The 22,866-nt window shown below is 63.5% G+C and carries 21 protein-coding genes and 2 pseudogenes; 7 read left to right on the forward strand and 16 right to left on the reverse strand.

The window, feature by feature from the left end; genetic code table 11:
• The first annotated feature begins 157 nt into the window (after nucleotides 1–157).
• The gene (locus KAR29_RS08520) at nucleotides 158–1,291 is read left to right on the forward strand and encodes a M24 family metallopeptidase (RefSeq protein ID WP_274372576.1); all 1,134 of its coding nucleotides are present in this window, start codon (nucleotides 158–160) and stop codon (nucleotides 1,289–1,291) included.
• Between the two features lie 3 nt (nucleotides 1,292–1,294).
• On the opposite strand, the gene KAR29_RS08525 is transcribed toward KAR29_RS08520, so the two are convergent.
• The 3 genes and pseudogenes from KAR29_RS08525 to KAR29_RS14085 form a co-directional block, all read right to left on the reverse strand.
• Nucleotides 1,295–1,942: a CheB methylesterase domain-containing protein gene (locus KAR29_RS08525; RefSeq protein WP_311135634.1), complete on the reverse strand. Its 648-nt coding sequence runs from the start codon at nucleotides 1,940–1,942 to the stop codon at nucleotides 1,295–1,297.
• Nucleotides 1,943–2,082: 140 nt separating this feature from the next.
• Complete coding sequence (locus KAR29_RS08530) at nucleotides 2,083–3,462, reverse strand: ISNCY family transposase (protein WP_311135582.1); 1,380 nt, start codon at nucleotides 3,460–3,462, stop codon at nucleotides 2,083–2,085.
• Between the two features lie 136 nt (nucleotides 3,463–3,598).
• Nucleotides 3,599–3,880, reverse strand: a pseudogene (locus KAR29_RS14085) (response regulator); the annotation flags it as partial.
• A 201-nt stretch (nucleotides 3,881–4,081) separates the two neighbouring features.
• Here KAR29_RS14085 and KAR29_RS08540 point away from each other — a divergent pair.
• Nucleotides 4,082–5,037: pseudogene (locus KAR29_RS08540) on the forward strand (IS5 family transposase); the annotation flags it as partial.
• Between the two features lie 427 nt (nucleotides 5,038–5,464).
• Here KAR29_RS08540 and KAR29_RS08545 read toward each other — a convergent pair.
• Together KAR29_RS08545 and KAR29_RS08550 are read right to left on the reverse strand one after the other, a co-directional pair.
• Nucleotides 5,465–6,913 carry a DUF4403 family protein gene (locus tag KAR29_RS08545; protein WP_274372579.1) on the reverse strand — a complete coding sequence of 483 codons (1,449 nt, stop codon included), beginning with the start codon at nucleotides 6,911–6,913 and terminating at the stop codon, nucleotides 5,465–5,467.
• Nucleotides 6,914–6,965: 52 nt separating this feature from the next.
• Nucleotides 6,966–7,649 carry a TMEM165/GDT1 family protein gene (locus KAR29_RS08550; protein WP_274372580.1) on the reverse strand — a complete coding sequence of 228 codons (684 nt, stop codon included), beginning with the start codon at nucleotides 7,647–7,649 and terminating at the stop codon, nucleotides 6,966–6,968.
• A gap of 209 nt (nucleotides 7,650–7,858) precedes the next feature.
• On the opposite strand from KAR29_RS08550, the gene KAR29_RS08555 reads away from it, so the two are divergent.
• Entirely contained in the window at nucleotides 7,859–8,944 is a 1,086-nt protein-coding gene (locus tag KAR29_RS08555; protein ID WP_274372581.1) for an AI-2E family transporter, read from the forward strand.
• A 69-nt stretch (nucleotides 8,945–9,013) separates the two neighbouring features.
• Here KAR29_RS08555 and KAR29_RS08560 read toward each other — a convergent pair whose 3' ends face one another.
• Entirely contained in the window at nucleotides 9,014–9,196 is a 183-nt protein-coding gene (locus KAR29_RS08560; protein WP_274372582.1) for a hypothetical protein, read from the reverse strand.
• Nucleotides 9,197–9,420: 224 nt separating this feature from the next.
• Here KAR29_RS08560 and KAR29_RS08565 point away from each other — a divergent pair, with 224 nt between their 5' ends.
• Nucleotides 9,421–10,011: a metallophosphoesterase gene (locus KAR29_RS08565; protein WP_274372583.1), complete on the forward strand. Its 591-nt coding sequence runs from the start codon at nucleotides 9,421–9,423 to the stop codon at nucleotides 10,009–10,011.
• Between the two features lie 67 nt (nucleotides 10,012–10,078).
• Nucleotides 10,079–11,062 (forward strand): hypothetical protein, encoded by a 984-nt coding sequence (locus KAR29_RS08570; RefSeq protein ID WP_274372584.1) that lies wholly within the window; start codon nucleotides 10,079–10,081, stop codon nucleotides 11,060–11,062.
• Nucleotides 11,063–11,072: 10 nt separating this feature from the next.
• Here the strand turns inward: KAR29_RS08570 and lgt are convergent, their stop codons facing one another.
• The 6 genes from lgt to rpmH are packed head-to-tail and all read right to left on the reverse strand — an operon-like array spanning nucleotide 11,073 to nucleotide 14,114.
• On the reverse strand, nucleotides 11,073–11,855 hold the full coding sequence (gene lgt, locus KAR29_RS08575) for a prolipoprotein diacylglyceryl transferase (protein WP_274372585.1): 783 nt from the start codon (nucleotides 11,853–11,855) through the stop codon (nucleotides 11,073–11,075).
• Between the two features lie 12 nt (nucleotides 11,856–11,867).
• The gene (locus tag KAR29_RS08580; RefSeq protein WP_274372586.1) at nucleotides 11,868–12,497 is read right to left on the reverse strand and encodes a R3H domain-containing nucleic acid-binding protein; all 630 of its coding nucleotides are present in this window, start codon (nucleotides 12,495–12,497) and stop codon (nucleotides 11,868–11,870) included.
• A 33-nt stretch (nucleotides 12,498–12,530) separates the two neighbouring features.
• Nucleotides 12,531–13,322, reverse strand: coding sequence for a YidC/Oxa1 family membrane protein insertase (locus KAR29_RS08585; RefSeq protein ID WP_274374954.1), 792 nt, complete (start codon nucleotides 13,320–13,322; stop codon nucleotides 12,531–12,533).
• Nucleotides 13,323–13,327: 5 nt separating this feature from the next.
• Nucleotides 13,328–13,588, reverse strand: coding sequence for a membrane protein insertion efficiency factor YidD (gene yidD, locus KAR29_RS08590; protein WP_274372587.1), 261 nt, complete (start codon nucleotides 13,586–13,588; stop codon nucleotides 13,328–13,330).
• Complete coding sequence (locus tag KAR29_RS08595; protein ID WP_274374955.1) at nucleotides 13,585–13,986, reverse strand: ribonuclease P protein component; 402 nt, start codon at nucleotides 13,984–13,986, stop codon at nucleotides 13,585–13,587. Before KAR29_RS08595 ends, yidD begins: the two co-directional genes overlap by 4 nt.
• Nucleotides 13,986–14,114: a 50S ribosomal protein L34 gene (gene rpmH, locus KAR29_RS08600; protein WP_423233646.1), complete on the reverse strand. Its 129-nt coding sequence runs from the start codon at nucleotides 14,112–14,114 to the stop codon at nucleotides 13,986–13,988. The genes KAR29_RS08595 and rpmH overlap by 1 nt, the downstream gene beginning before the upstream one ends.
• Nucleotides 14,115–14,321: 207 nt before the next feature.
• On the opposite strand from rpmH, the gene KAR29_RS08605 reads away from it, so the two are divergent.
• A complete protein-coding gene (locus tag KAR29_RS08605; RefSeq protein WP_274372589.1) occupies nucleotides 14,322–15,635 on the forward strand; it encodes an ISNCY family transposase in 1,314 nt (437 codons plus the stop codon).
• 356 nt (nucleotides 15,636–15,991) lie between these two features.
• On the opposite strand, the gene KAR29_RS08610 is transcribed toward KAR29_RS08605, so the two are convergent.
• Nucleotides 15,992–17,935: an ATP-dependent DNA helicase gene (locus tag KAR29_RS08610; protein ID WP_274372590.1), complete on the reverse strand. Its 1,944-nt coding sequence runs from the start codon at nucleotides 17,933–17,935 to the stop codon at nucleotides 15,992–15,994.
• A 138-nt stretch (nucleotides 17,936–18,073) separates the two neighbouring features.
• On the opposite strand from KAR29_RS08610, the gene rpsT reads away from it, so the two are divergent.
• Nucleotides 18,074–18,349 (forward strand): 30S ribosomal protein S20, encoded by a 276-nt coding sequence (gene rpsT, locus KAR29_RS08615; RefSeq protein ID WP_274372591.1) that lies wholly within the window; start codon nucleotides 18,074–18,076, stop codon nucleotides 18,347–18,349.
• 102 nt (nucleotides 18,350–18,451) lie between these two features.
• On the opposite strand, the gene holA is transcribed toward rpsT, so the two are convergent.
• The 3 genes from holA to KAR29_RS08630 all read right to left on the reverse strand — a co-directional run bounded on the left by holA (nucleotide 18,452) and on the right by KAR29_RS08630 (nucleotide 22,858).
• Nucleotides 18,452–19,393 carry a DNA polymerase III subunit delta gene (gene holA / locus KAR29_RS08620; RefSeq protein WP_274372592.1) on the reverse strand — a complete coding sequence of 314 codons (942 nt, stop codon included), beginning with the start codon at nucleotides 19,391–19,393 and terminating at the stop codon, nucleotides 18,452–18,454.
• Nucleotides 19,393–21,879 carry a leucine--tRNA ligase gene (leuS, locus tag KAR29_RS08625; protein ID WP_274372593.1) on the reverse strand — a complete coding sequence of 829 codons (2,487 nt, stop codon included), beginning with the start codon at nucleotides 21,877–21,879 and terminating at the stop codon, nucleotides 19,393–19,395. Before leuS ends, holA begins: the two co-directional genes overlap by 1 nt.
• 181 nt (nucleotides 21,880–22,060) lie before the next feature.
• Nucleotides 22,061–22,858: a slipin family protein gene (locus KAR29_RS08630; RefSeq protein ID WP_274372594.1), complete on the reverse strand. Its 798-nt coding sequence runs from the start codon at nucleotides 22,856–22,858 to the stop codon at nucleotides 22,061–22,063.
• Between the last annotated feature and the right edge of the window lie 8 nt (nucleotides 22,859–22,866).

Raw genomic sequence — 22,866 nt, forward strand, 5'->3', positions numbered from 1 at the left:
AGATTTGAAGGGGCAAACGCCGCCGGGCCACCCCCCAGGACAGCCTGTCGGGAATTGCCCTCTCAGATTTCGTGTGATATATTGTATTTCATAGAGTTTTTTACGGTCAACACCTTCGGTAAAAGGGAGAGGGAGCGCCCGCGAGGCGGTCCCTCAGATGAAAGGAAGGGTAAATCACATGCTGAACAGGGACAAAATCGCGGCCGTCGCCGCCGACATGAGAGCCAGAGGCGTCGACGTCTTCATCATCGGCACATCGACAGATCTCGAGTACGTCAGCGGTCTGGCCATGCACGATTGCGAGCGTTTCAAGGCCCTTTTCGTCAAGGCCGACGGCGGCACCTTCTGCCTCGTCCCCCACATCTACCTTCAGGAGTTTCAGTCGGGCATGCCCGACACGACGCCCCTCTACGTCTGGGAGGATCACGACTGGTTCTACTCCGCCCTTGCCCGCGCCTTCGAGGAACAGGGCATCCCGGCGGGGGCCAAGGTGGCCGTCAACGACAGCGTCCGCGCCGTCGACGCCATCGAGGTGGCCGGCCGCCAGAAGGTGGAGCTCGTCAACGGGTGGCACTACCTGGACGCCATGAGATCCCACAAGGATGCCGACGAGGCGGCGGCCATGCTCCGTGCCGGTCAGATCGCCGACGAGGCGCTGACGGCCCTTCTCCCCTTCATCCGTCCCGGCAGGACGGAGAGGGAGCTCAAGCGGCGTCTCCTCGACCTTTTCGAGGAGAAGGGAGCCCAGGGGATCTCTTTCACCCCCATCGTGGCCCGAGGGGCCAATGCGGCCATGGCCCACTACAACAAAGAAGACGGCATCGTCGGTGATCACGATACGGTCCTCTTCGACTTCGGCTGCCGCTACAAAGGCTACTGTTCGGACATGACCCGGACCCTCTTCGTCGGCGAGGCGACGGAGGAGGAGCGGACGCTTTACGAGATCGTCCGCCGCGCCCAGGCCGCAGGTGAGGCCGCCGTGCGCCCCGGAGTGACGTCCCAGGAAGTGGACCGGGCGGCACGACGCGTCATCGAAGAGGCCGGCTACGGCGCCTATTTCAACAACCGTCTGGGCCACGGCATCGGCCTCGCCGTCCACGAGACGCCCTACATCATGGAAGGGAATGAACAGGTCCTGGAGCCGGGCATGACTTTCAGCATCGAGCCGGGCATCTACATTCCGGGCAAGATCGGCATCCGCATCGAGAACATCGTCCTCGTCACCGACGAAGGCTGTCGGCCCCTGAACGTCTTCCCCCGGGAGATCGTCAACGTCCTCGACTTCGAGTAGGCCTCAGCGGCAGAGGCGCTCGACGATCGAGGGGGCGATCCTCTCCAGCGGAAGGACCTCGTCGACGGCGCCGAGAGCGATGGCCTCCTTGGGCATGCCGAAGACGACGGAACTCCTCTCGTCCTGAGCGATCGTCCAGGCACCGGCCCTTCTCATTTCGAGAAGCCCCTGTGCCCCGTCTTTGCCCATTCCCGTCAGGATGACACCGAGAGCGTTGGCCCCGGCATAGCGGGCCACGGAGCAGAAAAGGACTTCCACGGAGGGGCGCTGGTGAAAGACCAGAGGCCCCTCTTTCACTTCGACGTAGTAGGCCGCGCCGCTCCTCTTGAGAACGGTGTGGCAGTTTCCCGGAGCGATGAGGGCCTTGCCTTGTCTGAGCCGTTCGCCGTTCTCGGCCTCCTTCACCTCCAGAGAGCAGAGCTCGTCGAGGCGGCCGGCGAAGGAACGGGTAAAGTGCTGGGGCATGTGCTGGACGATGACGATGGGCGGCATGTCGGGAGGCAGGCCCTGGAGGACGACGCGGATCGCCTCCGTCCCCCCCGTCGAGGCTCCGATGGCGACGACGCGGTGCGTCGTCTTCAGGAGGGCGCGACCGGACGGAGCGAGTCGGACGGGAGGGGGACGCCGTCCCAGCAGATCGAGGCGCCTGATCTGGGCGACGGCGTGTCAAGGGACACTAAAAATGTCATCTAAAAAGAGGGTCTGAGGGACAATGAAAGTGTCGCTTTCGAGGGGCTGAAATCGCCCCCGTCAACAGCCCGCCTTGGCTTTCCTCCGCGGCGGATGTCCTTCTAGGGAGGGGAACCCGTCCCTTGCTCGGAGCCGACCGCCGCGGCAGGAGGAGCGGGATTCTGTCGCCAGGGATGGTCTGCCGCCGGCTTCCTCTGCTTCTTCGTTTTGCATGGAGTGCCTGTTTTCGTCTCGATGACAGGCGGGGGAGTCGCAGGGGGCTCTTTGTCGACGGCTGCGAGATCGTAGAGCCCGTCATGGACAAGAGCCAGGAGTTTCCCGTCGAGCTTCTCGATGACCTTGACCGCCTGTCCCCTGGCAAGAAGCAGGGGGCGTCTGCGGGGGCCTATCAGGGCGTACAGTTTTCCGTCGAGGGAAATCGTCGAGTCTCCCGAGGCCTTCCGGTCGGTCTGGCGAGTCAGGAGGAGATCGAGAGCGGGGCCGTCCGGCGGAGGGAGAAAGGCAGATGCCCCCTCTGCGGGAGGACGAGCGAACCTCGGGTTATGGACCTCTCCCGGGTAGGCGGCGAGCAGGACGTTGGCCTCTTCGATCGTTTTCACTCCGGCCCGTCGGAAGGCGACGACGAGACGATCCTGAAGAGTTCCCCAGAGCCTTTCGATCCGCCCCTTCGCCTGGGGAGACCCTGCAGGGACATAGCGAGTTCCGAGAACCTCCAGAGCGCGGCCGAACTGGGTTACAGGCGCCGAGTCCTCCAGCTCCTCCTTGATCGTCAGTTTTTCCGACTTGGGAGAAAGGAAGATGGTGTGGCGGTCGGCGTAAAGCTCGCGAGGCACGCCGTGGCGATCAAGCATCTGACGGAGCACGCGGAAGTAGCCGAAGAGGCACTCATTCCTGGCCATCCACAGACCGAGGACCTCTCCTGTGGCATCGTCAATCACGCCGTGGAGAGTGCAACGCTCACCGATCTCGAACCAATCGAAAGGAGAGGCGTCCATCTGGACCAGATCGCCTCGTCGGGACCGTCGGACCCTGCGAGAACGCCGCTTCGGGGCCCGGTGGCGATGAACGAGGGACAGGTTCTCCGCGCGAAGGAAACGGGCGATGCTCTTGGCGCTCAGCACGAGATCATGCTCTTCGGCAAGGAGTTCGGCCATGTGCTGACAGCTCGTATCCCTGTAAAGACCCTTGGCCAGACTGACGACGAAATCCCGTGTCTCCTGAGAGATTCTGCGCCGGGACGGTTTGCCTCGTCCCTTGTGCAGGAGCCCCTGCGCTCCTTCTTCCCGGTAGCGTCGTTTGAGCCGAAAGACCTGACGGCGGCTCAGCCCGAGCCGATCGGCCACCTCCTGAACCGTCAGGTTGCCCGCGACAGCCTCTTCCACCAACCCCAAGCGCCTTGCTTCTTTTGTCTTCATGAGTAGGTCTCTCCTGGTCGTCATAAGTGACATTTTCCCTGTCCTCTTCACGAGTGACAATACCATTGTCCGGCGACATGATCTGGGCGACGGCCTTGACTTTCGCCCGAAGCTGCTCGCCCATGTCGCGGACCGAGTAGGACGATCCGGGCTTGCACATCACGTCGGCCGCCCCCAGATCGAGGGCGCGGAGGGCCACGTCGAAACTCTCCCTGGCCAGAGAGCTGACGATGATCGTCGGAAGGGGCCTGTGACGCATGAGCTTTTCCAGAAAGGTGAGGCCGTCCATGTGAGGCATCTCGATGTCGAGAAGAAGCACATCGGGTTCGAGCTGCACGATCTTGTCGCGGCCGACGACGGGGTCGGGCGCCGTGCCGACGACCTCTATGGCCGGATCCCGGGCCAGCTCTTCCGTGAAGATCTTTCGCACCAGGGCCGAATCGTCGACGATGAGCACCTTGACGGCCCTTTCCGACGCTCTCATCGCCTCACCTCCCGGGCGGATTCGATGACGGAAAGGGAGAGTTCTCCCGTCCTGTTGGAGAAGACGACCTTGCGCCCCTTAGGGAACCTCTGAAAAAAGCGCCTTTCATGAAGTCGCATCAGCGATGATGTAATCGGTAGAATAGAGCTGTAGCGCCGAGGTCATCATCCCCTTTCCAAGGAGTGCGAGACGCGAGATCAGCGACAGAAAACCCTTGCCGACGCCCAGACCTTCGAGAGATACAGGAAGCCTACCCGGTGAGAGACGTGTCTCTGTCGAAATGGAGGCTGTGGTCCCCTGGAAGGATCTCTGCGCGCTCATCGCTCCCTTCTATCCCAAGGCCGAACGAGGTCGTCCACCGGTTGGATTGGAGCGGATGCTCCGAATCCACCTCCAGTGCCGGTTCAACCTCAGCGACCCGGCAGCGGAAGAAGCCCTCTACGACATGGAATCGATGAGGCGCTTCGTCGGCATCGACGTCGGGAACGAGCCTGTCCCCGACGAGACGGCCATCTGCAAGTTTCGCCACCTTCTCGAAGCGCACGACCTGGGGAAACGGATCTTCCGTGAGGTCTGCTCACCTGCAATCGAAAGGACTGCGCCTTGCCGAGGGAACCGTCATGGACGCCACCATCATCGCCGCGCCCTCGTCGACGAAGGACAAGGAGAAGAAGCGAGACCCCGACATGCATCAGGTAAAGAAAGGGAACCCGTGCGACTTCGGCATGAAGGTCCACATCGGGGTGGACAAAGACAGCAAGCTGGTCCACAGCCTCGCGACCACGGCGGCGAATGTCCACGACTCCCCGATGGTCGGAGACCTTCTCCACGGAGCGAAAAAAGGGAGTCCGGGGCGATTCGGCCTACATAGGCAAGACGGAGACGATCCGGGAAAAGGCACCCGATGCCGTCGACAAGGCCGAAAAAGAGGGTCACGGAACAGGAAACTGACCGACGAAGAACAGTCTCACAATCGTATGCTGTCCAAAACGAGGGCAAAGGTGGAGCATGTCTTTTGAAGAGCGAAGCGGGTCTTCGGATTCACCAAGGTGCGTTACAAGGGGCTCAAGAAGAACACAAGCCATGTCCACGTGATTTTTGCCCTGTCCAACCTGTACATGGTGAGAAGGCTTTTATTGGAGATGGATAGGGCGTAGTGTCTTCAAAAGCCGGCAAAAAGACAACCATAAGACAAAAAGAGCCTGGAATAGCTCCACATAGGCAACTTGTCTGACACAACCGGCTGAAAGGGCACACAACGTACGCGTTCAGCCACCAAGAGGTACTGTTGGAGCTCGCCGGGACTTTTTTTCAGAGGTTCCCTAAATCAAACTATTTCATAAATCCATTACATTCAAGTCATTTTATAAACTCTACCATGCCGGCTATCTCGGTCAAGAAGACAGACATTTCAAGTTAATTAATTAAAGACAAATCTCACGGCACCTACAAAAGGGGAGAGGGCCCTCTCGATCCGGCGAGCCCTCTCCCCCTGCGTCGCTCTTCTTTCCTCACCGAAGGACCGTCGCCTCAAGAGGCTTTCGGTACGCCTCTCCGGCGAGGTCCGGCGCCGCCGCCGGTCGGTCAGAAGGGACTGTCGCGGACGATTTTCGTCTTTCCCTCAAGGCGGACGTCGATGCGGAGCCCTTCGCGGGAGGCATAGACCTCGTCTATGGCGAGGGTCTGAAGGTCGGTGAGGAGGACGAAGCCCTCGCCGAGCTCGGTTCGGCTCAGAACGGCGGCGAGGCGGATCCGCTCCTCCGCCAGCCTCTCCCCCAGCGGGAAGACGAGTTTTTCGGAAAGGCGCTCCCGCAGCGTGCTCTGGAGCAGGCTGGCGGCAAGACGGGCAAGCCCTCGCGTGGTGTTTTCGTCGTAATCGAAGTCGGCCAGCCGCAGCGTTTCCTCCGAGGCGCTCCAGACGGGGCGGCCTCGAAGGTAGATCGTCCCCTCAAGCCCCAAGAGGCTCTTTCCGCCCTTGACGTCGAGGGCGGCGAAGAGGAACCCTCCCCCTCCGGAAAGGGAGAGGCCCTTCACGGAGAGGCGCAGAGCGTTTCCGAGGTCGAAGCTCTTCCCCGCCAGGTCTTCCTCGACGGTCTCCCTCAGGGCCTCGTAGGCGATGACGAGGGGGACGCGGAGATCGACGCCGTCCGAAGGAGAGGGGCCCGAAAGCTCCCCGGGCAGGGGGGAGGGAACCCCCTCCTCGGGCCGTTCCGTGCCGATGGAAAGGCGCGATCTCAATCCAGCCCGCAGTTCGATCCGTCCCGAATCGATGACGAGGGGCTCGAGGCAGAGTCTCTCGGGCTCGATCCTGAGCCAGAGGGGCGGCTCGGAGGAAAGTTCGACGGGACGATGAAGGCGCGCCCAGAGGCCCTCCAGGCGGGACCGCGTCTGCAGGGCCTCGTCGAGACGTCTTCCGAGTTCCTCCGATCGCCTCTCCATCTCGCCTTCGACAAGGCGTTCCACCAGGGAGCCGATGGGCAGGGAGCGGCCCAGGATCTCCATCGTCGGCTCGCTCACCCAGACGAGATCGACGGACGGGATCAGATGGAGCGTCCCGTCTCCGTCGAGACGGGGACGGAGGCGGACGGAGGTCACGAGAGATCCCGACGGCTCCTGGGTGAAACTGGGCCGAAGGCCCAGGACCTCTCCACTCCAGCGCACCGAAGAGGAGAAGGCAAGGGGAAGATCGACGGCGACGGTCCCTCCCTCGAGCCTTACGGCCAAGGGACCGTCGCGGACGACGACGAGGTCGGCCCGGGCCTCGCCGAAGGGAACATCGAGTGTCCTATCCCTGTCTTCGTATCGCTCGACATCGATCTCCTTCTCGATGAGGGCGGCCACTTCCCCGGCCTCCATGACGAGAGAAAGAACGAGGAGGGAGGGCTCGGGCGGCGCCTCCCGGACCTCGTCGACGGGAGGCACGGGAGGAGGGATATCGAGAGGGGGAAGACGATGACCGACGACCCGCAAAAGGAGGACGAGAGCGACGAGGGCACAAAGAAGCAGACTTGCCCAAAGAGCCTTTCTTTTCAACGGGGCACCGCCTTTCTTCGTTCTTTGAGGAAGGAACCCGCGCAGCCGCAGGTCAGGAAAAACCGTCCTTTTCCGGACCTGCGGTCCCGTCGAGGCTCTCCCCCCTCCGATAGGCAACCCAGGAAAGCCCCAGGAGGGGAAGAAGGAGGGCAACGGCGACGGGAACCGTCCGCCACTCCGGCGGAAGCAGAGGGTAGAGGCCAAGCAGGCCGAAGAGGATGAAGACCGCCGCCGAGGCGAGCCGCAGAATTCTGCGGGGAAGGCGACGACAGAAAGCCGCCCCGGCCAGGACGGCCGGTCCGTTGGCGATCATCATCCCCGTCGTGCCGCCAAGCCAGACGGGAAGGAAACTGCCGAAACGGGCGGAGAGGGCGACGGAGGCCAGCTGCGTCTTGTCTCCCAGCTCGGCCAGGGAAAAGGCGAGAAAGACCGTGACGAAGGGACCGTAACGGGAAGACCGATCCTCTTCCCGATCGGAACCGGCAGCCAGGGTCCAGAGGCCGAAGAGGACGAAAGAGAGGGAGGCCCCTCCCTGCAGAAGCCCCTCGGAGACCAGAGAGGGAAGGTAGGCCCCCACGGCGGCGGCCACCAGATGACTGGCCAGGCTGCCGGCGAAAACCCCCAAGAGCACCTTCCGCCAGGGATAGCGGCAGGCCAGGGCCATGGCGAGAAGCTGCGTCTTGTCTCCCATCTCGGCCAAGACGACGAAGGCGACGGAAACCCAGTAGGCCGTCACGAAACAGAACCTCTACGTCCCAAAAAGGAGCCCCCCGTGAAAGACGAAATAGGACGGGCTCCCGAAGAGAAAAGGTGCGCCCGCCCCTCCCGATTTTAAAGCCCCTCACCTAGCCGTCAAGAGAGAGTGAAGCTCCCGAAAGGGATTCCTCTGGGACGGAGAGGCTCCGAGGAGTAAAATGGGACCATCTCGCTCACGGAGGCTCTCCCTTGAAAGAAGATCGTCGCCTGCGCCGGATCGAAATGGCCTCTCAGAGAATGACCGTCCTCTTCCTCGCCATTCTGACCCTCATCGCCCTCGGCATGGTCCTCCGGTCGGGGAGGGGCGTCGTCCTTCCTCTCCTTCTGGCCATGCTCCTTTCCAACATCTTCGTCCCCTTCGTCCGCCGCACGAAGGCCAGAGGCATTCCGCCCATTCTGACCATCTCCGTCATTTTGAGCCTTTTCGTCGGGATCTGCCTGCTTGCCGTCCTCTCCATCAACGCGCGCGTCGTGGCCCTGGCCCAGGCCTTCCCCCGCTACTACGCCCGTCTCCTCTCGCTGGTCCAGTCCCTGGCCAACGATTTCGACCTTCCCGTCCATTTTTGGGAGGGACTCAATCTGGGAGACAAGGCCGCAGCCTACCTTCTCAACCTCTCGGGATCGGCCGTCTCCCTTCTCTCCAATCTCGTGCTGGTCATCATTTTCATGGTCTTCATCCTCCTGGGATCGCCCTATTTCACCTACAAGCTCCGCAAGGCCTTCTCCCTTTCCGGCGCCGAACGGATCGACCACATCATCGACGGAATCTCCTCCCAGATCAGCCGCTACCTCCTGACGCAAACGCTCATCAGTGCCGGTACGGGACTGATGGTCTGGTTTTTCCTGGCCTTCTTCGTCGGCGTCGATTTCCCCATCACCTGGGGACTGCTGGCCTTCTTCCTCAACTTCATCCCCACCATCGGCTCCATCGTCGCTTCCATGCCGCCCATCCTTTTCGCCCTCGTCCAGTTTTACCCCGACTGGGGCCCCTTCGTCACGGCGAGCCTGGGACTTCTCCTGATCCAGTTCGTCATGGGGAACCTCCTGACGCCCAAACTCATGGGCGACCGGCTCAACCTGAGCCCCGTCGTCGTCCTCATATCCCTCCTGCTCTGGGGGTGGCTCTGGGGCGTCGCCGGAGCCCTTCTCTCCGTCCCCATCACGGCCGTCGTCAAGATCATCTGCGAAAACGTCGAGGCCCTGACACCCCTGAGTGCCCTCATGGGATCGGGACGGAGCTACCAGCGGGAATTCGAAAAGGACGCTCCCTCCTGATTTCCCCCTGAAACGAAAGGGAGAGGCGAGCGGTCGCTCGCCTCTCCCTTTCGTTTCAGGGGGGATCGGTCATATCAGAGAGAAAGACCGGGAGGGATCGCTCTCCTCCCGGCGAAGACCGAGGAGGACGGGTTTCCACGTCCTCTCCAGGCCCGGCGACATCTCGGCCAGACGACAAAAGAGATCGAAAGCAAGGGACTGCAACTCCACGCCTCTGTCGGAACCCTCAAAGGACTCAAGAACGCCTGCCATGAATCCCACCTCCCGCCGCGAACGTCGGCTCTGCATGGGGCGGCTCCCGATTTTGTGGCAATTATACTACAATATGCCCGTCGCTGTCCACAATGACGAGGGCCAAATGCCCTACATTCCATAAAAAAAGAACCCCTTCCGCCAATCGCACAAGAGGCGCTCTTTTCTGATATGCTTTTCCCGGCTTTCGGGTCTGCCGAAAAGAGGAGGGCGACGCTCAAGGCATGTCTTTCATCAAACGGCTTTTCGGGATTCCTCCCGAACGACCTCCCTGGGAGGGGCTCGTCGTGCATCTCGCCGACACGCCTAGCTGCAGCTACCGCTACCTGAGGCGTCTTCTACGCCGACTGAGGCCCGACTGGATCGTCCACACGGGCGATCTCGTCGACGACGTCAAACTCGGCCTCTATCCCCAGCTGGAGAAGCTCTATGCCGAGCGCCTCTCGCGGCTTCTCGATATACTGGAGGAGGGACCGTCTCAGGTGATCCTCGTCATGGGAAACCACGACGCGGCCTCCCGCGTTCGCGCCCGGGCGCGGTCGAGCCAGATTCTGACGGAACCGGCGAATCTCACCCTCGGCAGGCTCTCCCTTCGCGTCGCCCACGGGCCGGAGGGGATCATGACCGACCCTCAACCGATGAATCTGTTCGGCCACGACCTGACCCTTCGAAGCGGGATGAGAGAGGAGAAGCTCTTTCTCAACGGCATAGAAGGCATACACCTCATCTGCCCGACGACGGGCCTTTTCCGCCGTCTCCGCTACCCCATCGGCACCGACGACAGCCGCCTTCTCCGAAGGCGCTGCCGCCCCTGACAAGGTCCCTCGAGGGACGGAGAAAGGAGAGATCGCCCTGTTTGCGCTCGTTCGAACCACAGCCCGCGTGCTCTATCTCAAATGCGCCGACGTCCGTCCCGTGGAGGCCTTCCTTCAGTCCCGCGTCGCCGCCAGGTCCTTCGACCCCGGCTTCGACCAGAGGGGTTTCGACGAGCAGAGCACTCTCGTCTTCCTCGAGCGGGAGCGGCCTCGAGAGCGCCTCGTCCTGATCCAGGCCGCCCCCGACGAGGTCTTCGCCGAGCTGATCAACGGAGGCATGGCCCCTCTCCTCTGCCGCGCCGATCTGGCTCCCGGCACGATCCTCATGCGCCTGACGGGAAAAATCGAGAGGGCCCTCAAAAAAATCAAGGAGGAGTTCAAAGCCCGGGAGATCATCCCCGACTTTCTCCTCCCCCCTTCAGAGCGTGACGAAACGGCCCTGTTCTTCACCAAACGCCCTCTGAACCAATCTCTGGGCCTCGACGAGCTCTACCCCCTGGGGCTCATGGTCCCCGGAGAGAGGAACGCCCTCTTTCCCGTCCTGCGCGAACGGGCCCGCGAATACCTCGAGGAGACCCTGGAAGGACAGAAATGGACGGAGGCGGAAGTGCGCATCTACGACGTCTACGGCCACTACGACGTCCAGGTCAATCGCTTCCTCGTCGCCTTCCGCGACCTGGAACTGGGCATCGTCGTCGAGGAGAGCTGGGGGAAGGACTACCCCCTGGCCATGATGGCCATCCCCATCTACCGGCTGCGCATCTTCACGCCCCTGCCCATGGGAGAGATCAAGCGGCTGGCCATCGGCCTCGAATTTCACCCCGACGGGGTGAGGCTGGCCGACATCGACGTCTTCGAGAACGGAGAACGCCTCAACTGGTCCGACTTCAAGGGCAAGGGAGAACTCGCGACCCGGCCGGGACTCATCTCCCACCTGCGTCGCGAGCTCCACGGCCGTCTTTCGCCGAAGGCCCTGACCCAGGTGCTCGCCCTCGAGGAGGAGGCCCGCCGTCTCATCCCGGCCAACGTCCTCCTCCCCCGGGAGGAGTGACCGGCCGGACTCAGACGAGGACTTTCCCCCTTCGACGCGAAGAGACAGCGGAGACGACGAGCCAGACGAGACCGACGAGGAAGGCGGCCCCGCCGACGAGCTGCCCCGTCCGAAGGCCCATGATGCGGTCGCCCTCGCGCAGGAAATCGAGGAGGAAACGCATTCCGCCGTAGAAGATCATGAACAGGGGCCAGAGGAGGGCTCCGTCTCGGGCACGGCGCTCCAGGGGAGGCCAGACGCGCTCGGCCAGAAAAAGCGCGAAGAGGATCAGCCCCGCCCCCAGGCTCTCGTAGAGCTGGGAGGGATGACGGAAGAGGCCGGGGGGATCGAAGGGGAAGTGCATTCCGAAGGGATGGCCCGTGACGAAGCCGTAGCAGCAGCCGTTGAGGAAGCAGCCCCACCGGCCGACGAAGATCAGCGCCGCAGCGGGAAGGGCGGCCGCCTCGGCCAGGGGCCAGATGGGGCTGCCCTCTCTGCGGAGGAGGAAAAGGGCCGTCAGACCGCCGCCGAGGAAGGCCGTCATCGACGACATGCCCCCCTCCCAGAAGCGGAGGATCCGGCTCGGATCGGCGGCGTAAACCTCCCAGAAGTCGAGATAGCCTCCGAGGCGGGCGCCGATCATCATCCCGATGAAGCCCCAGAAGAGCACCTTCGAGACTCGGGCCGCCCCCATGCCGTAAGCGCTCTCGGCACGGTGCCGCGTCCACTCGAGGGCGAGGCAGAGAGCCGCCGTCCAGATCAGGTAGTAGCTGTGGACGGGAATCTTGCCCAGATGGAAGAGGACGGGATACACGTCTGGCCGCCTTCAGCGACGGCCGCGGCCGTCTCCCCGAGGCCAGACGACGACCTTGCGGTAGGGATCCTCCCCGGCCGAACGGGTCTCCACGTCGCCTCTGTCCTTCAGGGCCAGGTGGACGATGCGGCGCTCCCAGCTCGTCATGGGCTCCATCCGCACAGGCCGCCGACGGCGCAGGGCGTCGTCGGCGGCGGCCTGCGCCTGTTTCTCCAGGCTGTCGATGCGGCTCTGACGGTAGCCCTCGCTGTCGAGGCGGATCCTTTCCCCCTCGGGGCCGTCGCGAAGGATGAGGTTGAGCAGATACTCCATGGCCTTGAGAACCTCTCCGTAACGGCCGATGACGAGGTTCCCGTCGGCGCCGGTCACGACGATCCGCCCCTCTTCGATGGAGGGACTCGCATCGAGCCCCATCCGGGTCAGCAGCTCCCGGGCCGTTGCCCTGGCCCTGAAAAGCTGCAGGGGGAAAAGGGGACTGACCTCCACTTTCAGCTTCTTCCCGAAAAGCCCGAAGAGGCGTTTCTCCTCCTCGACGAGACTGACGGAAACTTCATCGGCCCCGATCCCCCATTGAGACGCGGCGAGGGATTTGGCCTCCTCCAGAGAACTGGCTTCGATGACGAGCTTGTCCAGGTCGTTCACGTCGAGATCCTCCCCTCGAGGTCCGGATCGGACCTACTCCTCGTCGCCCTCCCGATTCGGCTTGTTGCGAAAGAGAGAGGGCTTCTCCTTCATCTCGAGTTCCGTCTTGCGGTGAAGGAACCACTGCTGCACCACGCCGGCCAGCGAGGAGACCCCCCAGTAGAGCAGGACGCCGCCGGGAAGACTGAGGCAGATGAAGGCCAGGAAGACGGGCATGAACCAATTCATCATGGCCATCTGAGGATTGCCCGACGAGGTGAGCTGCTGCTGGAACCAGGTCAGGAAGGAAATGATCACGAGAAGGATGAAGTTGCCGCCGTAGACGGAGACATTGGCCAGACCGGCCGGATTGGCGGCCACGGCCGAGAGGACGGAGACGACGCCGATGGAGGCGTCGGGGGCCATGCCGACGGCATGGGCCAGGGTGGAAAGGACCGATCCCATGAGCTCGACGCCGAGGAAGCTGATCGAGCCGAAGTCGTAGTTCATCAGGGCCCTGAAGAGGAGGATCAGGATGGGGAGCTGAACCAGGAGGGGAAGGCAGCCCGCGGCGGGGTTGACCTTGTTCTCCTTGTAGAGCTTCATCGTCTCCTCGTTCAGCTTGGCCTTGTCGTTGCCGTACTTCTCCTGCAGGACCTTCATGCGGGGCTGAAGCTTCTGCATTCGCTGCATGCTGACCATCTGCTTATGGTTGAGGGGGTGGAGCAGGAGCCGGATGACCAGGGTCAGGAGGATGATGGCCAAGCCGTAGGAGTGGGTCAGGCCGTAGAAAAAGTTGAGAATCGCCAGCATCATGTCGCCGCCGGCCTTCCATAGAGCACCCAAGAGATTCACCGTCCTTGAAACGAATCGACGTCGTCGCGGCAGATCTTCTCCGGAACGGGATCATAGCCTCCCGGATGCCAGGGACCGCAGCGGACGATCCTTTTGACGCCGAGCCAGGCGCCCCGAGCGAGGCCGAAACGTTCTACGGCCTCCAGCGTATACTGAGAACAGGTGGGGTGAAAGCGGCAGTTCCTCCCCAGGAAGGGGGAGAGAAAACGCTGATAGCCCCTGATGGACAGGACGGCGATACGGGCAGGCCACGTCACGGCCCCTTCTCCTCCCAGGGAGTCCAATCGACGCCGGGAAAGTCCTCGGAGAGAAAACCCCGTGCCCGAAGGAGCCGGGCGAGGTCCTCGTAGACCTCGACGCCTCCGGCCTCCAGACCGGCCGACCGAAGAGTCAGGACAAACCAGAGGCCCGGACGGAGCCAGGGCACGACGCGACGCACGCCCTCGCGAAGGAGGCGACGCCCCCTGTTGCGCCGGAAGGATTTGCCCTGTTTCTTGCCGACGGCCATGCCGATGCGCGTCGTTCCGTCGGGGGCATCCAGAAACAGCAACCGCACCAGCTCACCCTGAACGCGACGGCCGGTGCGGAACACGAGGTCGAATTGCCACCCATGGAGCAGGCGCGACGTTCTCGGGAAACCGAAGTGCGGGGCCATCACACGGAGAGGCTCTTACGGCCCTTCCTCCTCCGGTTCCGGAGCACCCGACGTCCGGCAGGAGTGCGGGAACGTTCGAGGAAACCCATGGTGCGCTTCCGTCTCGTCTTGTGCGGCTGGAAAGTCATCTTCACGCGTACCACCTCCCTCAGATGAAGAGGTCAAATAAAGACCACAAGGGTCCTTCCGCCGTCTGAAAACCAGCTTTCGTAATATAGCACAGCCGTCGGAGGCTGTCATCCCCGGACCGTCCCCTTTGTCGCCGGACAATGGTATTGTCACTCGTGAAGAGGACAGGGAAAATGTCACTTATGACGACCAGGAGAGACCTACTCATGAAGACAAAAGAAGCAAGGCGCTTGGGGTTGGTGGAAGAGGCTGTCGCGGGCAACCTGACGGTTCAGGAGGTGGCCGATCGGCTCGGTCTGAGCCGCCGTCAGGTCTTTCGGCTCAAACGACGCTACCGGGAAGAAGGAGCGCAGGGGCTCCTGCACAAGGGACGAGGCAAACCGTCCCGGCGCAGAATCTCTCAGGAGACACGGGATTTCGTCGTCAGTCTGGCCAAGGGTCTTTACAGGGATACGAGCTGTCAGCACATGGCCGAACTCCTTGCCGAAGAGCATGATCTCGTGCTGAGCGCCAAGAGCATCGCCCGTTTCCTTCGCGCGGAGAACCTGTCCCTCGTTCATCGCCACCGGGCCCCGAAGCGGCGTTCCCGCAGGGTCCGACGGTCCCGACGAGGCGATCTGGTCCAGATGGACGCCTCTCCTTTCGATTGGTTCGAGATCGGTGAGCGTTGCACTCTCCACGGCGTGATTGACGATGCCACAGGAGAGGTCCTCGGTCTGTGGATGGCCAGGAATGAGTGCCTCTTCGGCTACTTCCGCGTGCTCCGTCAGATGCTTGATCGCCACGGCGTGCCTCGCGAGCTTTACGCCGACCGCCACACCATCTTCCTTTCTCCCAAGTCGGAAAAACTGACGATCAAGGAGGAGCTGGAGGACTCGGCGCCTGTAACCCAGTTCGGCCGCGCTCTGGAGGCTCTCGGAACTCGCTATGTCCCTGCAGGGTCTCCCCAGGCGAAGGGGCGGATCGAAAGGCTCTGGGGAACTCTTCAGGATCGTCTCGTCGTCGCCTTCCGACGGGCCGGAGTGAAAACGATCGAAGAGGCCAACGTCCTGCTCGCCGCCTACCCGGGAGAGGTCCATAACCCGAGGTTCGCTCGTCCTCCCGCAGAGGGGGCATCTGCCTTTCTCCCTCCGCCGGACGGCCCCGCTCTCGATCTCCTCCTGACTCGCCAGACCGACCGGAAGGCCTCGGGAGACTCGACGATTTCCCTCGACGGAAAACTGTACGCCCTGATAGGCCCCCGCAGACGCCCCCTGCTTCTTGCCAGGGGACAGGCGGTCAAGGTCATCGAGAAGCTCGACGGGAAACTCCTGGCTCTTGTCCATGACGGGCTCTACGATCTCGCAGCCGTCGACAAAGAGCCCCCTGCGACTCCCCCGCCTGTCATCGAGACGAAAACAGGCACTCCATGCAAAACGAAGAAGCAGAGGAAGCCGGCGGCAGACCATCCCTGGCGACAGAATCCCGCTCCTCCTGCCGCGGCGGTCGGCTCCGAGCAAGGGACGGGTTCCCCTCCCTAAAAGGACCTCCGCCGCGGAGGAAAGCCAAGGCGGGCTGTTGACGGGGGCGATTTCAGCCCCTCGAAAGCGACACTTTCATTGTCCCTCAGACCCTCTTTTTAGATGACATTTTTAGTGTCCCTTGACACCCCGGACCGTCCCCTTGTCACCGGACAAGGGGATTGTCGCTCCTTAGGGGGACAGGGAAAAGGTCATCTATGACGACCAGGAGAGGCCTGCTCATGAAGACAAAAGAAGCAAGGCGCTTGGGGTTTGGTGGGAGAGGCTGGGGCAACATGACGGTTCAGGAGGTGGCCGATCGGCTCGGTCTGGTTCTTCAAAGACCGCGGACGCCTTGCGGCTGGCCTGACGGAGCTTCAGTCCCTCCTCGCCTGTACCTTCAGGGTCACCCTCTTTAAGGGGGCGGGGGGAAGGCACTCGACGACGCGCCAGCCCCGCCGGACCAGGACGCGATTGTCGAGGATGACGGCCCGTCCCCTGTCGGAACCGCTGCGGATCAGTCGCCCCAAGGCCTGCCTCAGGTAGAGTTTCGCCCAGGGAAGCGTCACTGTCGCGAAGGAGCGGGCCCCCTCCAGGCGGGATCGGGCCTCCACGAGGGGGTCCTGGGGGTGGGGAAAGGGAATGCGGTCGACGATGACTTGCGTGAGCCCCTCGCCGGGGATGTCGATCCCCTCTCGGAAGGAGACGCTGCCCACGAGGACGGAGGTGACGTCGTCGCGAAAGGCCGCCAGGAGCGTCCCGCGGGGAAGGTCCCCCTGGACGAGGACGTTGTAGGGCTTCCTGCGACTCTGAAGACGCTTTCCCACCTCCTTCAGGAGACGGATCGAGCTCAGCAGGATGAGCGTGCTCCCGCCGTTGTCGTCGCAGAGCTTCTCGACGACGCGGGCCACCCGTTCGTCGTAGCCCTCGTCGCCGACGGCGAGCCCCATGTCGACGACCCAGGTCTCCATCTGCGAGGCCAAGTCGAAGGGAGAATCGAGACAGAGCGTCTCGTCGGGTTCCAGCCCCGTCTCGTGCGACCAGAAGCCGAAATCGCCCTCGAGGGTCATCGTCGCCGAGGCGGCGACGATGACCCTCGGCTCGGATTGGTCGAGGGCCTGCCGGATCAGCGTCGAGGAGAGAGTGGGGGCACTGGAGAGGGCCTCTCCGTCCCACCAGTAGGCCCAGTTCGGGAACTGCCCCACGTCGAGGCACCAGGCCAGATCCTCCCGGGCCTGTCGGAGCTCGTCGCGCCAGAGAAGGAACTCGGCCCGGACCGGATCGTCGTCCCCTTCGCCCACGGACTGGAGGGCCCTCTCCAGAGAGCCGACGATCTCAAAGGCCGTGCCGCCGTCGGAGCCGAGAAACTCGGGAGCGGTCTGAAGCCCCCTTCCCCTGGGGAGAAGGGCCGAGAGCTTGTCGAAAAGGCCCGCCAGATGGGCGAGTCCTTCGTTAAACCGTTCGCCCGCCTCTGAAGGGGCCAGGCCCGCCTCCTCGAAGAAGGGGGTAAACCGGTTGAGCGTCGCCCTGGAGAGAAGGCGGGACCATTCGGCGAGAGCCGATCGGCGCGACGCCGAGGCCCGGGCCGCCTCGGCCATGTGATGGGCCTCGTCGCAGAGGAGGATGTCGAAGGGAACGGGAAAGGGGCGCCCCGCCCCGAGAACGTAGGAGAAGAAGAGGTGGTAGTTGGCGACGACGATCTGCCACCCCTGGGCCCTCTGGAGGGCTTTGACGACGAAGCAGCGATCGTGAAAGGGACAGGATCCGCCGAGACAGCCTTTGTGGGAGGAAGCGACGCGGGCCAGAGCCGGGTGGGACGGGGCGATATCGAGTTCGGAGAGGTCGCCCGTCTCCGTCTCGGCGGCCCACTGGACGATCCGGGAGGAGGCGAACCCGCCGTCGTTGAAGGAGAGATAGCCCTCGCCTCCCAGCTCATGCACCTTGAGAAGACAGGCGTAATTGCGCCTTCCCTTGAGAAGGCCGTAGGCCACGTCGCGCTCCAGCGTCGAGGCCAGAAGGGGCAGGTCCTTGTTCAGAAGCTGCTCCTGAAGGGGAATTCCCGCCGTCAGGAAGAGAAGGCGCTCGCCGCGGTCCAGGACACGGAGCATCGCGGGAGCCAGGAGCGCGAAGCTCTTCCCGACGCCCGTCGGGGCCTCTGCCGCCAGAAGGTAGCCCGACCCCTCGTCGAGGGCCCGGGCCACGGCCTGGGCCAGCCGGGTCTGCTGCGGTCGCTCCTCGTAGGCGGCCAGGGCCCGGGAAAAGGGGCCGCCGCGGCCGAAAAGGGCCTCCATGGAAGGGAAGGATGTCTCGTCGATGGCCATCTGTCAGGAGTCCCCCTATCGTAACCGAAATCGGTCTTCCATGATACAATGGCCTGCATGGGATTGCCTCGGCCGTTGCGGATTTTTCGTCGGCCGTGATAAAATGTGGTCTGCTTTGCAGAGGAGGAGGTGAACGAAATGCCCAACAAGAAATCCGCTCTCAAGCGGGTCAAGACGTCCGAGAGGAACCGCGTCTATAACCGTTTCTGGAAGACCCGGTGCAAGACGGAGGCCAAGAAGGTCCTGGCGGCCGTCGAGGCCGGCGACTACGATGGAGCCGTCAAGCGCCTCGACGACGCCCAGTCGGTCCTCGACAAGGCCCAGGTCAAGGGAGTTCTCCATCGCAACACCGTCGCGAGGAGAAAGGCCGGCCTCGCCGCCCGCGTCAAGGGCCTTGCTCCTGCCGCCCAGTAGGCCTTTTCCCCTCCTAGCCGTCCCGCAGATTTCTACAGGGAGAGAGAGCGAAGTCCCTTCGCCCTCTCTCCCTTTTTCCGTCGCCTCCTCCGCCGGAGAGACTCAAGGGCGCGGACCGCGGCGAGGCGAGGCGAGAAGCTCCAGCAGAAGAAGGCAGAGGCCGTTCCAGCCTCGGCCCCGACCCATCTTTTCCGCGGCGTTGAGGGCGATGAGGCCGGCGACGGCCCCCTTCAGGGCCTCGGCCCCGTAGAGACGGGCCGCCTCGGCGGCGAGGCGGGAGGCGTAGTCCTTGGCCTTGAGGGCACCGAGAATGGCCTTGGCCTCCCGGGGCGGAAGAAGGGCCTGATAGAGGGCAAGCCTCAGACGATTGTGAAGGGCCGTCACGACGGGGAGGGAGGAGGGCTCTCGGCTCAGGACCGTCAGCCCTCCCAGGACGTCGGCGACCCGCCCCCGGCAGATTCCGTCGAGGAGAAGAAGGAGGCTTTTGCCCCCCTCGTCGATGCAGAGGGCCTCGACGATCGGAGTCCCCACCCTGCCTCCCTCCGCCGCCAGGGCCAGCTTGGGAAGCTGGGCGCGGATCTCCTCCACGTCGTCGATCCACTCGGCCAGGAGGGAGGCCGCCGCTCCGTCGAGGTCGACTCCGGCCTCGCGGGCCGCCTCGCGGACCCAGGCGACGCGCCGACTCCCCCAGGGAGGAACCGACTCGCCCCGGACGAGCCAGGCTCGTTCGACGAGAGCCTTTCCCGGCGTCCGGCGCAGGTCACCCTCACAGACGAGGACGAGGGCACTCGAAGCCTCCTCCCCTTCGACGAAGGGAAGGAGCTCCGACGGGAAAGGCCCCAACCGTGCCGCCTCCTCGACGACGAGTAGCCTCTTTTCGGAGAAAAGCCCCCCCGTCCGCAACGACGAGAAAAGCTCCCGCCAGTCGCCCTCTTCCGGCCGCCCCTCGACGGAAAAGCCCTGGCCGACGAGGGAGGCGACCGTCTCCGAGAGAAGGCGCCGCTGAGCGGTCCCGGCGGCGCCGATGACGACGACTCGGGGCACTAGCCCCTCACCACCACGTTGACGAGCCTGTCGGGGACGGCGATGACCTTGACGACCGATCTGCCCTCCAGACGGGCCCGAACCCTTTCGTCGGAGAGAACGCGCTTCTCCAGCTCCTCCTTCGAGAGGCCGGCGGGAAACTGAAGGCGCTCGCGCAGCTTGCCGTTCTCCTGAAAGACGACGGTGACGCCGTCGACGACGAGGGCCGACGAATCGACTCCGGGCCAGGACTCCCGGGCCAGACAGGTCTCGTGGCCCACCATCTGCCAGAGTTCCTCGCAAAGATGAGGGGCGACGGGAGAGAGACAGAGCAGCAGCACCTCCACGCCCTCGCGGAAGAGACGCCCGTCGACGTCGTCCGTCGCCCTGAAGGCCGTCAGGGCGTTGGTCAGCTCCATGAGACGGGCCAGCGCCGTGTTGAACTGACGCTCCACGTCGATGTCGCGGGTGACGGACTGGATCGTCTCGTGGATCTTGCGCTTCAGGGAGCGCCTCTCGGCGCAGACGAGATCACCCATCGCCACGGGGTCGGACACCGCTGAAAGCAGCCTGTCGAGGTTATCCTCGACGAGGCGCCAGACGCGGCGCAGGAAGCGGTGAGCCCCCTCGACGCCCTGCTCGGACCAGTCGAGGTCCTTCTCGGGAGGCGAGGCGAAGAGGATGAAGAGTCGGGCCGTGTCGGCGCCGTATTTTTTTATGATCTCGTTGGGATCGACGACGTTGCCCAGCGACTTGGACATCTTGGCTCCGTCCTTGATGACCATCCCCTGGGTGAGAAGGTTCGAGAAGGGCTCGCGCACCGTGAGGTAGCCCAGATCGGCGAGGGCCTTCGTGAAGAATCGGGCATAGATCAGATGAAGACAGGCGTGCTCGATCCCTCCGATGTACTGGTCGACGGCCATCCAGTAATCCGTGTCCGCCTTGAGGAAGGGGGCCTCGTCGGTGAAGGGCGAGGCGAAGCGCAGGAAGTACCAGGAGGAGCAGATGAAGGTGTCCATCGTGTCCGTCTCGCGCAAAGCGGGTCTGCCGCAGCGGGGACAGGTCGTCTTGCGCCAGTCGTCGCTCGTCGTCAGGGGGTTGCGGGTCGTCTCGGAGACGAGGAGATCGAGAGGAAGCTGAAGAGGCAGCTCCTCCTCGGGAACGGGGACCATGCCGCAATCGTCGCAGTAGACGATGGGAATGGGAGCGCCCCAGTAGCGCTGCCGCGACAGGAGCCAGTCGCGAAGGCGGAAGTTGATCTCCCTCTTGCCCCAGCCCCTCTCCTCGAACCAGAGGGCCATCCTGGGCAGGGCCTCGGCCGAGGGAAGACCGTCGAAGACGCCCGAATTGCACTGGACGCCGTCCTCGGTGAAGGCGACCGCCATGGTTTCCCCGTCCGGTACGGGCCCGTCGGCGGGACGGATGACGGCGATGACGGGGATGCCGTACTTGCGGGCGAAGTCGAAGTCGCGCTCGTCGTGGGCCGGAACGCCCATGATGGCCCCCGTGCCGTAGTCCATGAGGATGTAGTTGGCGATGTAGATGGGCACCCTTCTCCCGTCGACGGGGCTGACGGCATAGAATCCCGTGAAGAGCCCCTCCTTCTCTCCGCCGACGGCGGTGCGCTCGATCTCGCTCTTCTGCGTCACCGAGGCGACGAAATCGGCCATGGCCCTTCCATCGGGAGAACGGTCGATGAGCTTTTGCACGAGGGGATGTTCGGCGGCGAGGGCGACGAAGGTGACGCCGTAGATCGTGTCGATGCGGGTCGTGAAGGTCTCGATCGTCTCGTCGCCGCCGTCGAGGCCGAAGGAGAGCCGGACCCCCTCGGAACGCCCGATCCAGTGACGCTGCATGATGCGGACCCGCTCGGGCCAGCCCGGCAGATCGTCGAGATCGTCGAGAAGCTCCTGGGCATAATCGGTGATCTTGAGGAACCACTGGGTGAGGCTCTTCTTCTTGACGGCCGTTCCGCAACGCCAGCAGTGGCCGCCGTCGACGACCTGCTCGTTGGCCAGGACGGTGGCGCAGCTGTCGCACCAGTTGACGGGCGCCTGACGGCGGTAGGCCAGACCGGCCTTGTAGAGCTGGAGAAAGAGCCACTGGGTCCAGCGGTAGTAGTCGGGCCTGCAGGTGGCCACGGAACGGCGCCAGTCATAGCTGCATCCCATCTGCTTGAGCTGCTCCGTCATGTGGTCGATGTTGCTCAGCGTCCAGTCGTTGGGGTGGACGCCGTACTTGATGGCGGCGTTCTCGGCGGGAAGGCCGAAGGCGTCGAACCCCATGGGATGGAGGACGTTGAACCCCCTCATCATGAGGAAACGGGCCATGAGGTCCCCTATGGAATAGTTGCGCAGGTGTCCCATGTGAAGGGCGCCGCTGGGATAGGGGAACATCTCCAGACAGTAGAACTTGGGGCGGTCGCCTCCCGCCTCGACGTGAAAGACCCCCTCCCTCTCCCAGAACGTCTGCCACTTCTCCTCGATCCGTGCGAAATCGTAGGCCATAAGCCCCTTTTCCCCCTCTCGAAAAACAGGCCGCCTCGGCGGCCGAAAGAGCAATTTGCCCCACATTATACCCACTCCGACGGCGAAACTGAAGGAGGACCGGAAAAAGGCCCGCCTGCAGGCGGGCCTTTTTCCGGCGAAGATCTCTCCGGTCGGGGGCTGTTTCCCCTTCCGGCGGCGTTCAGTCCTCGTCCTTTGCCCCCTGGGTCATCTTGCGGAGAAAGGGCTTGATCAGGTCCATGGGAATGGGGAAGATCGTCGTCGAGTTCTTCTCGCTGGCCACGTCGCGCAGCGTCTGGAGGTAGCGGAGCTGCAAGGTGATGGGCGAGCGCTCCATGACGAGGGCCGCCTGAGAGAGCCGCTCCGAGGCCTGAAGCTCCCCCTCGGCGCTGATGATCTTGGCGCGGCGCTCCCGTTCGGCCTCGGCCTGGCTGGCCATGGCCCGTTTCATCCCCTCGGGAAGTTCGAGTTCCTTCACCTCGACGGCGCTGACCTTGATCCCCCAGGGATCGGTCTTCTCGTCGATGATCTGCTGAAGCTCCATGTTGATCTGATCGCGGGCCGTCAGGATGTCGTCGAGCTCGGATCGGCCCAGAACGGCCCGGAGCGTCGTCTGCGAAAGCTGGCTCGTGGCGACGGCGTAGTTCTCCACTTCGACGATGGAGCGCGTCGGCTCCATGACGCGGAAGTAGACGACGGCGTTGACCTTGATGGGGACGTTGTCCTTGGTGATGACCTCCTGAACGGGCACGTCGAGCGTCATCACCCGCAGATCGACGCGGATGACGCGGTCGATGAAGGGGATGACGATGACCAGTCCCGGCCCCTTGGCGCCGATCATCCGCCCCAGCCGGAAGACGACGCCCCGTTGATACTCGGGGATGATCTTCAGGGCCGAGCTGAGGAAAAAGAACGCGATCAGAACGACGCCGAGATAGCTCCCGGCGCTGAAAAGCAGGTTGAACAGAAAATCGATCATGACCTTTC

This window comes from Aminithiophilus ramosus, assembly GCF_018069705.1.
Taxonomy (GTDB): domain Bacteria; phylum Synergistota; class Synergistia; order Synergistales; family Aminithiophilaceae; genus Aminithiophilus; species Aminithiophilus ramosus.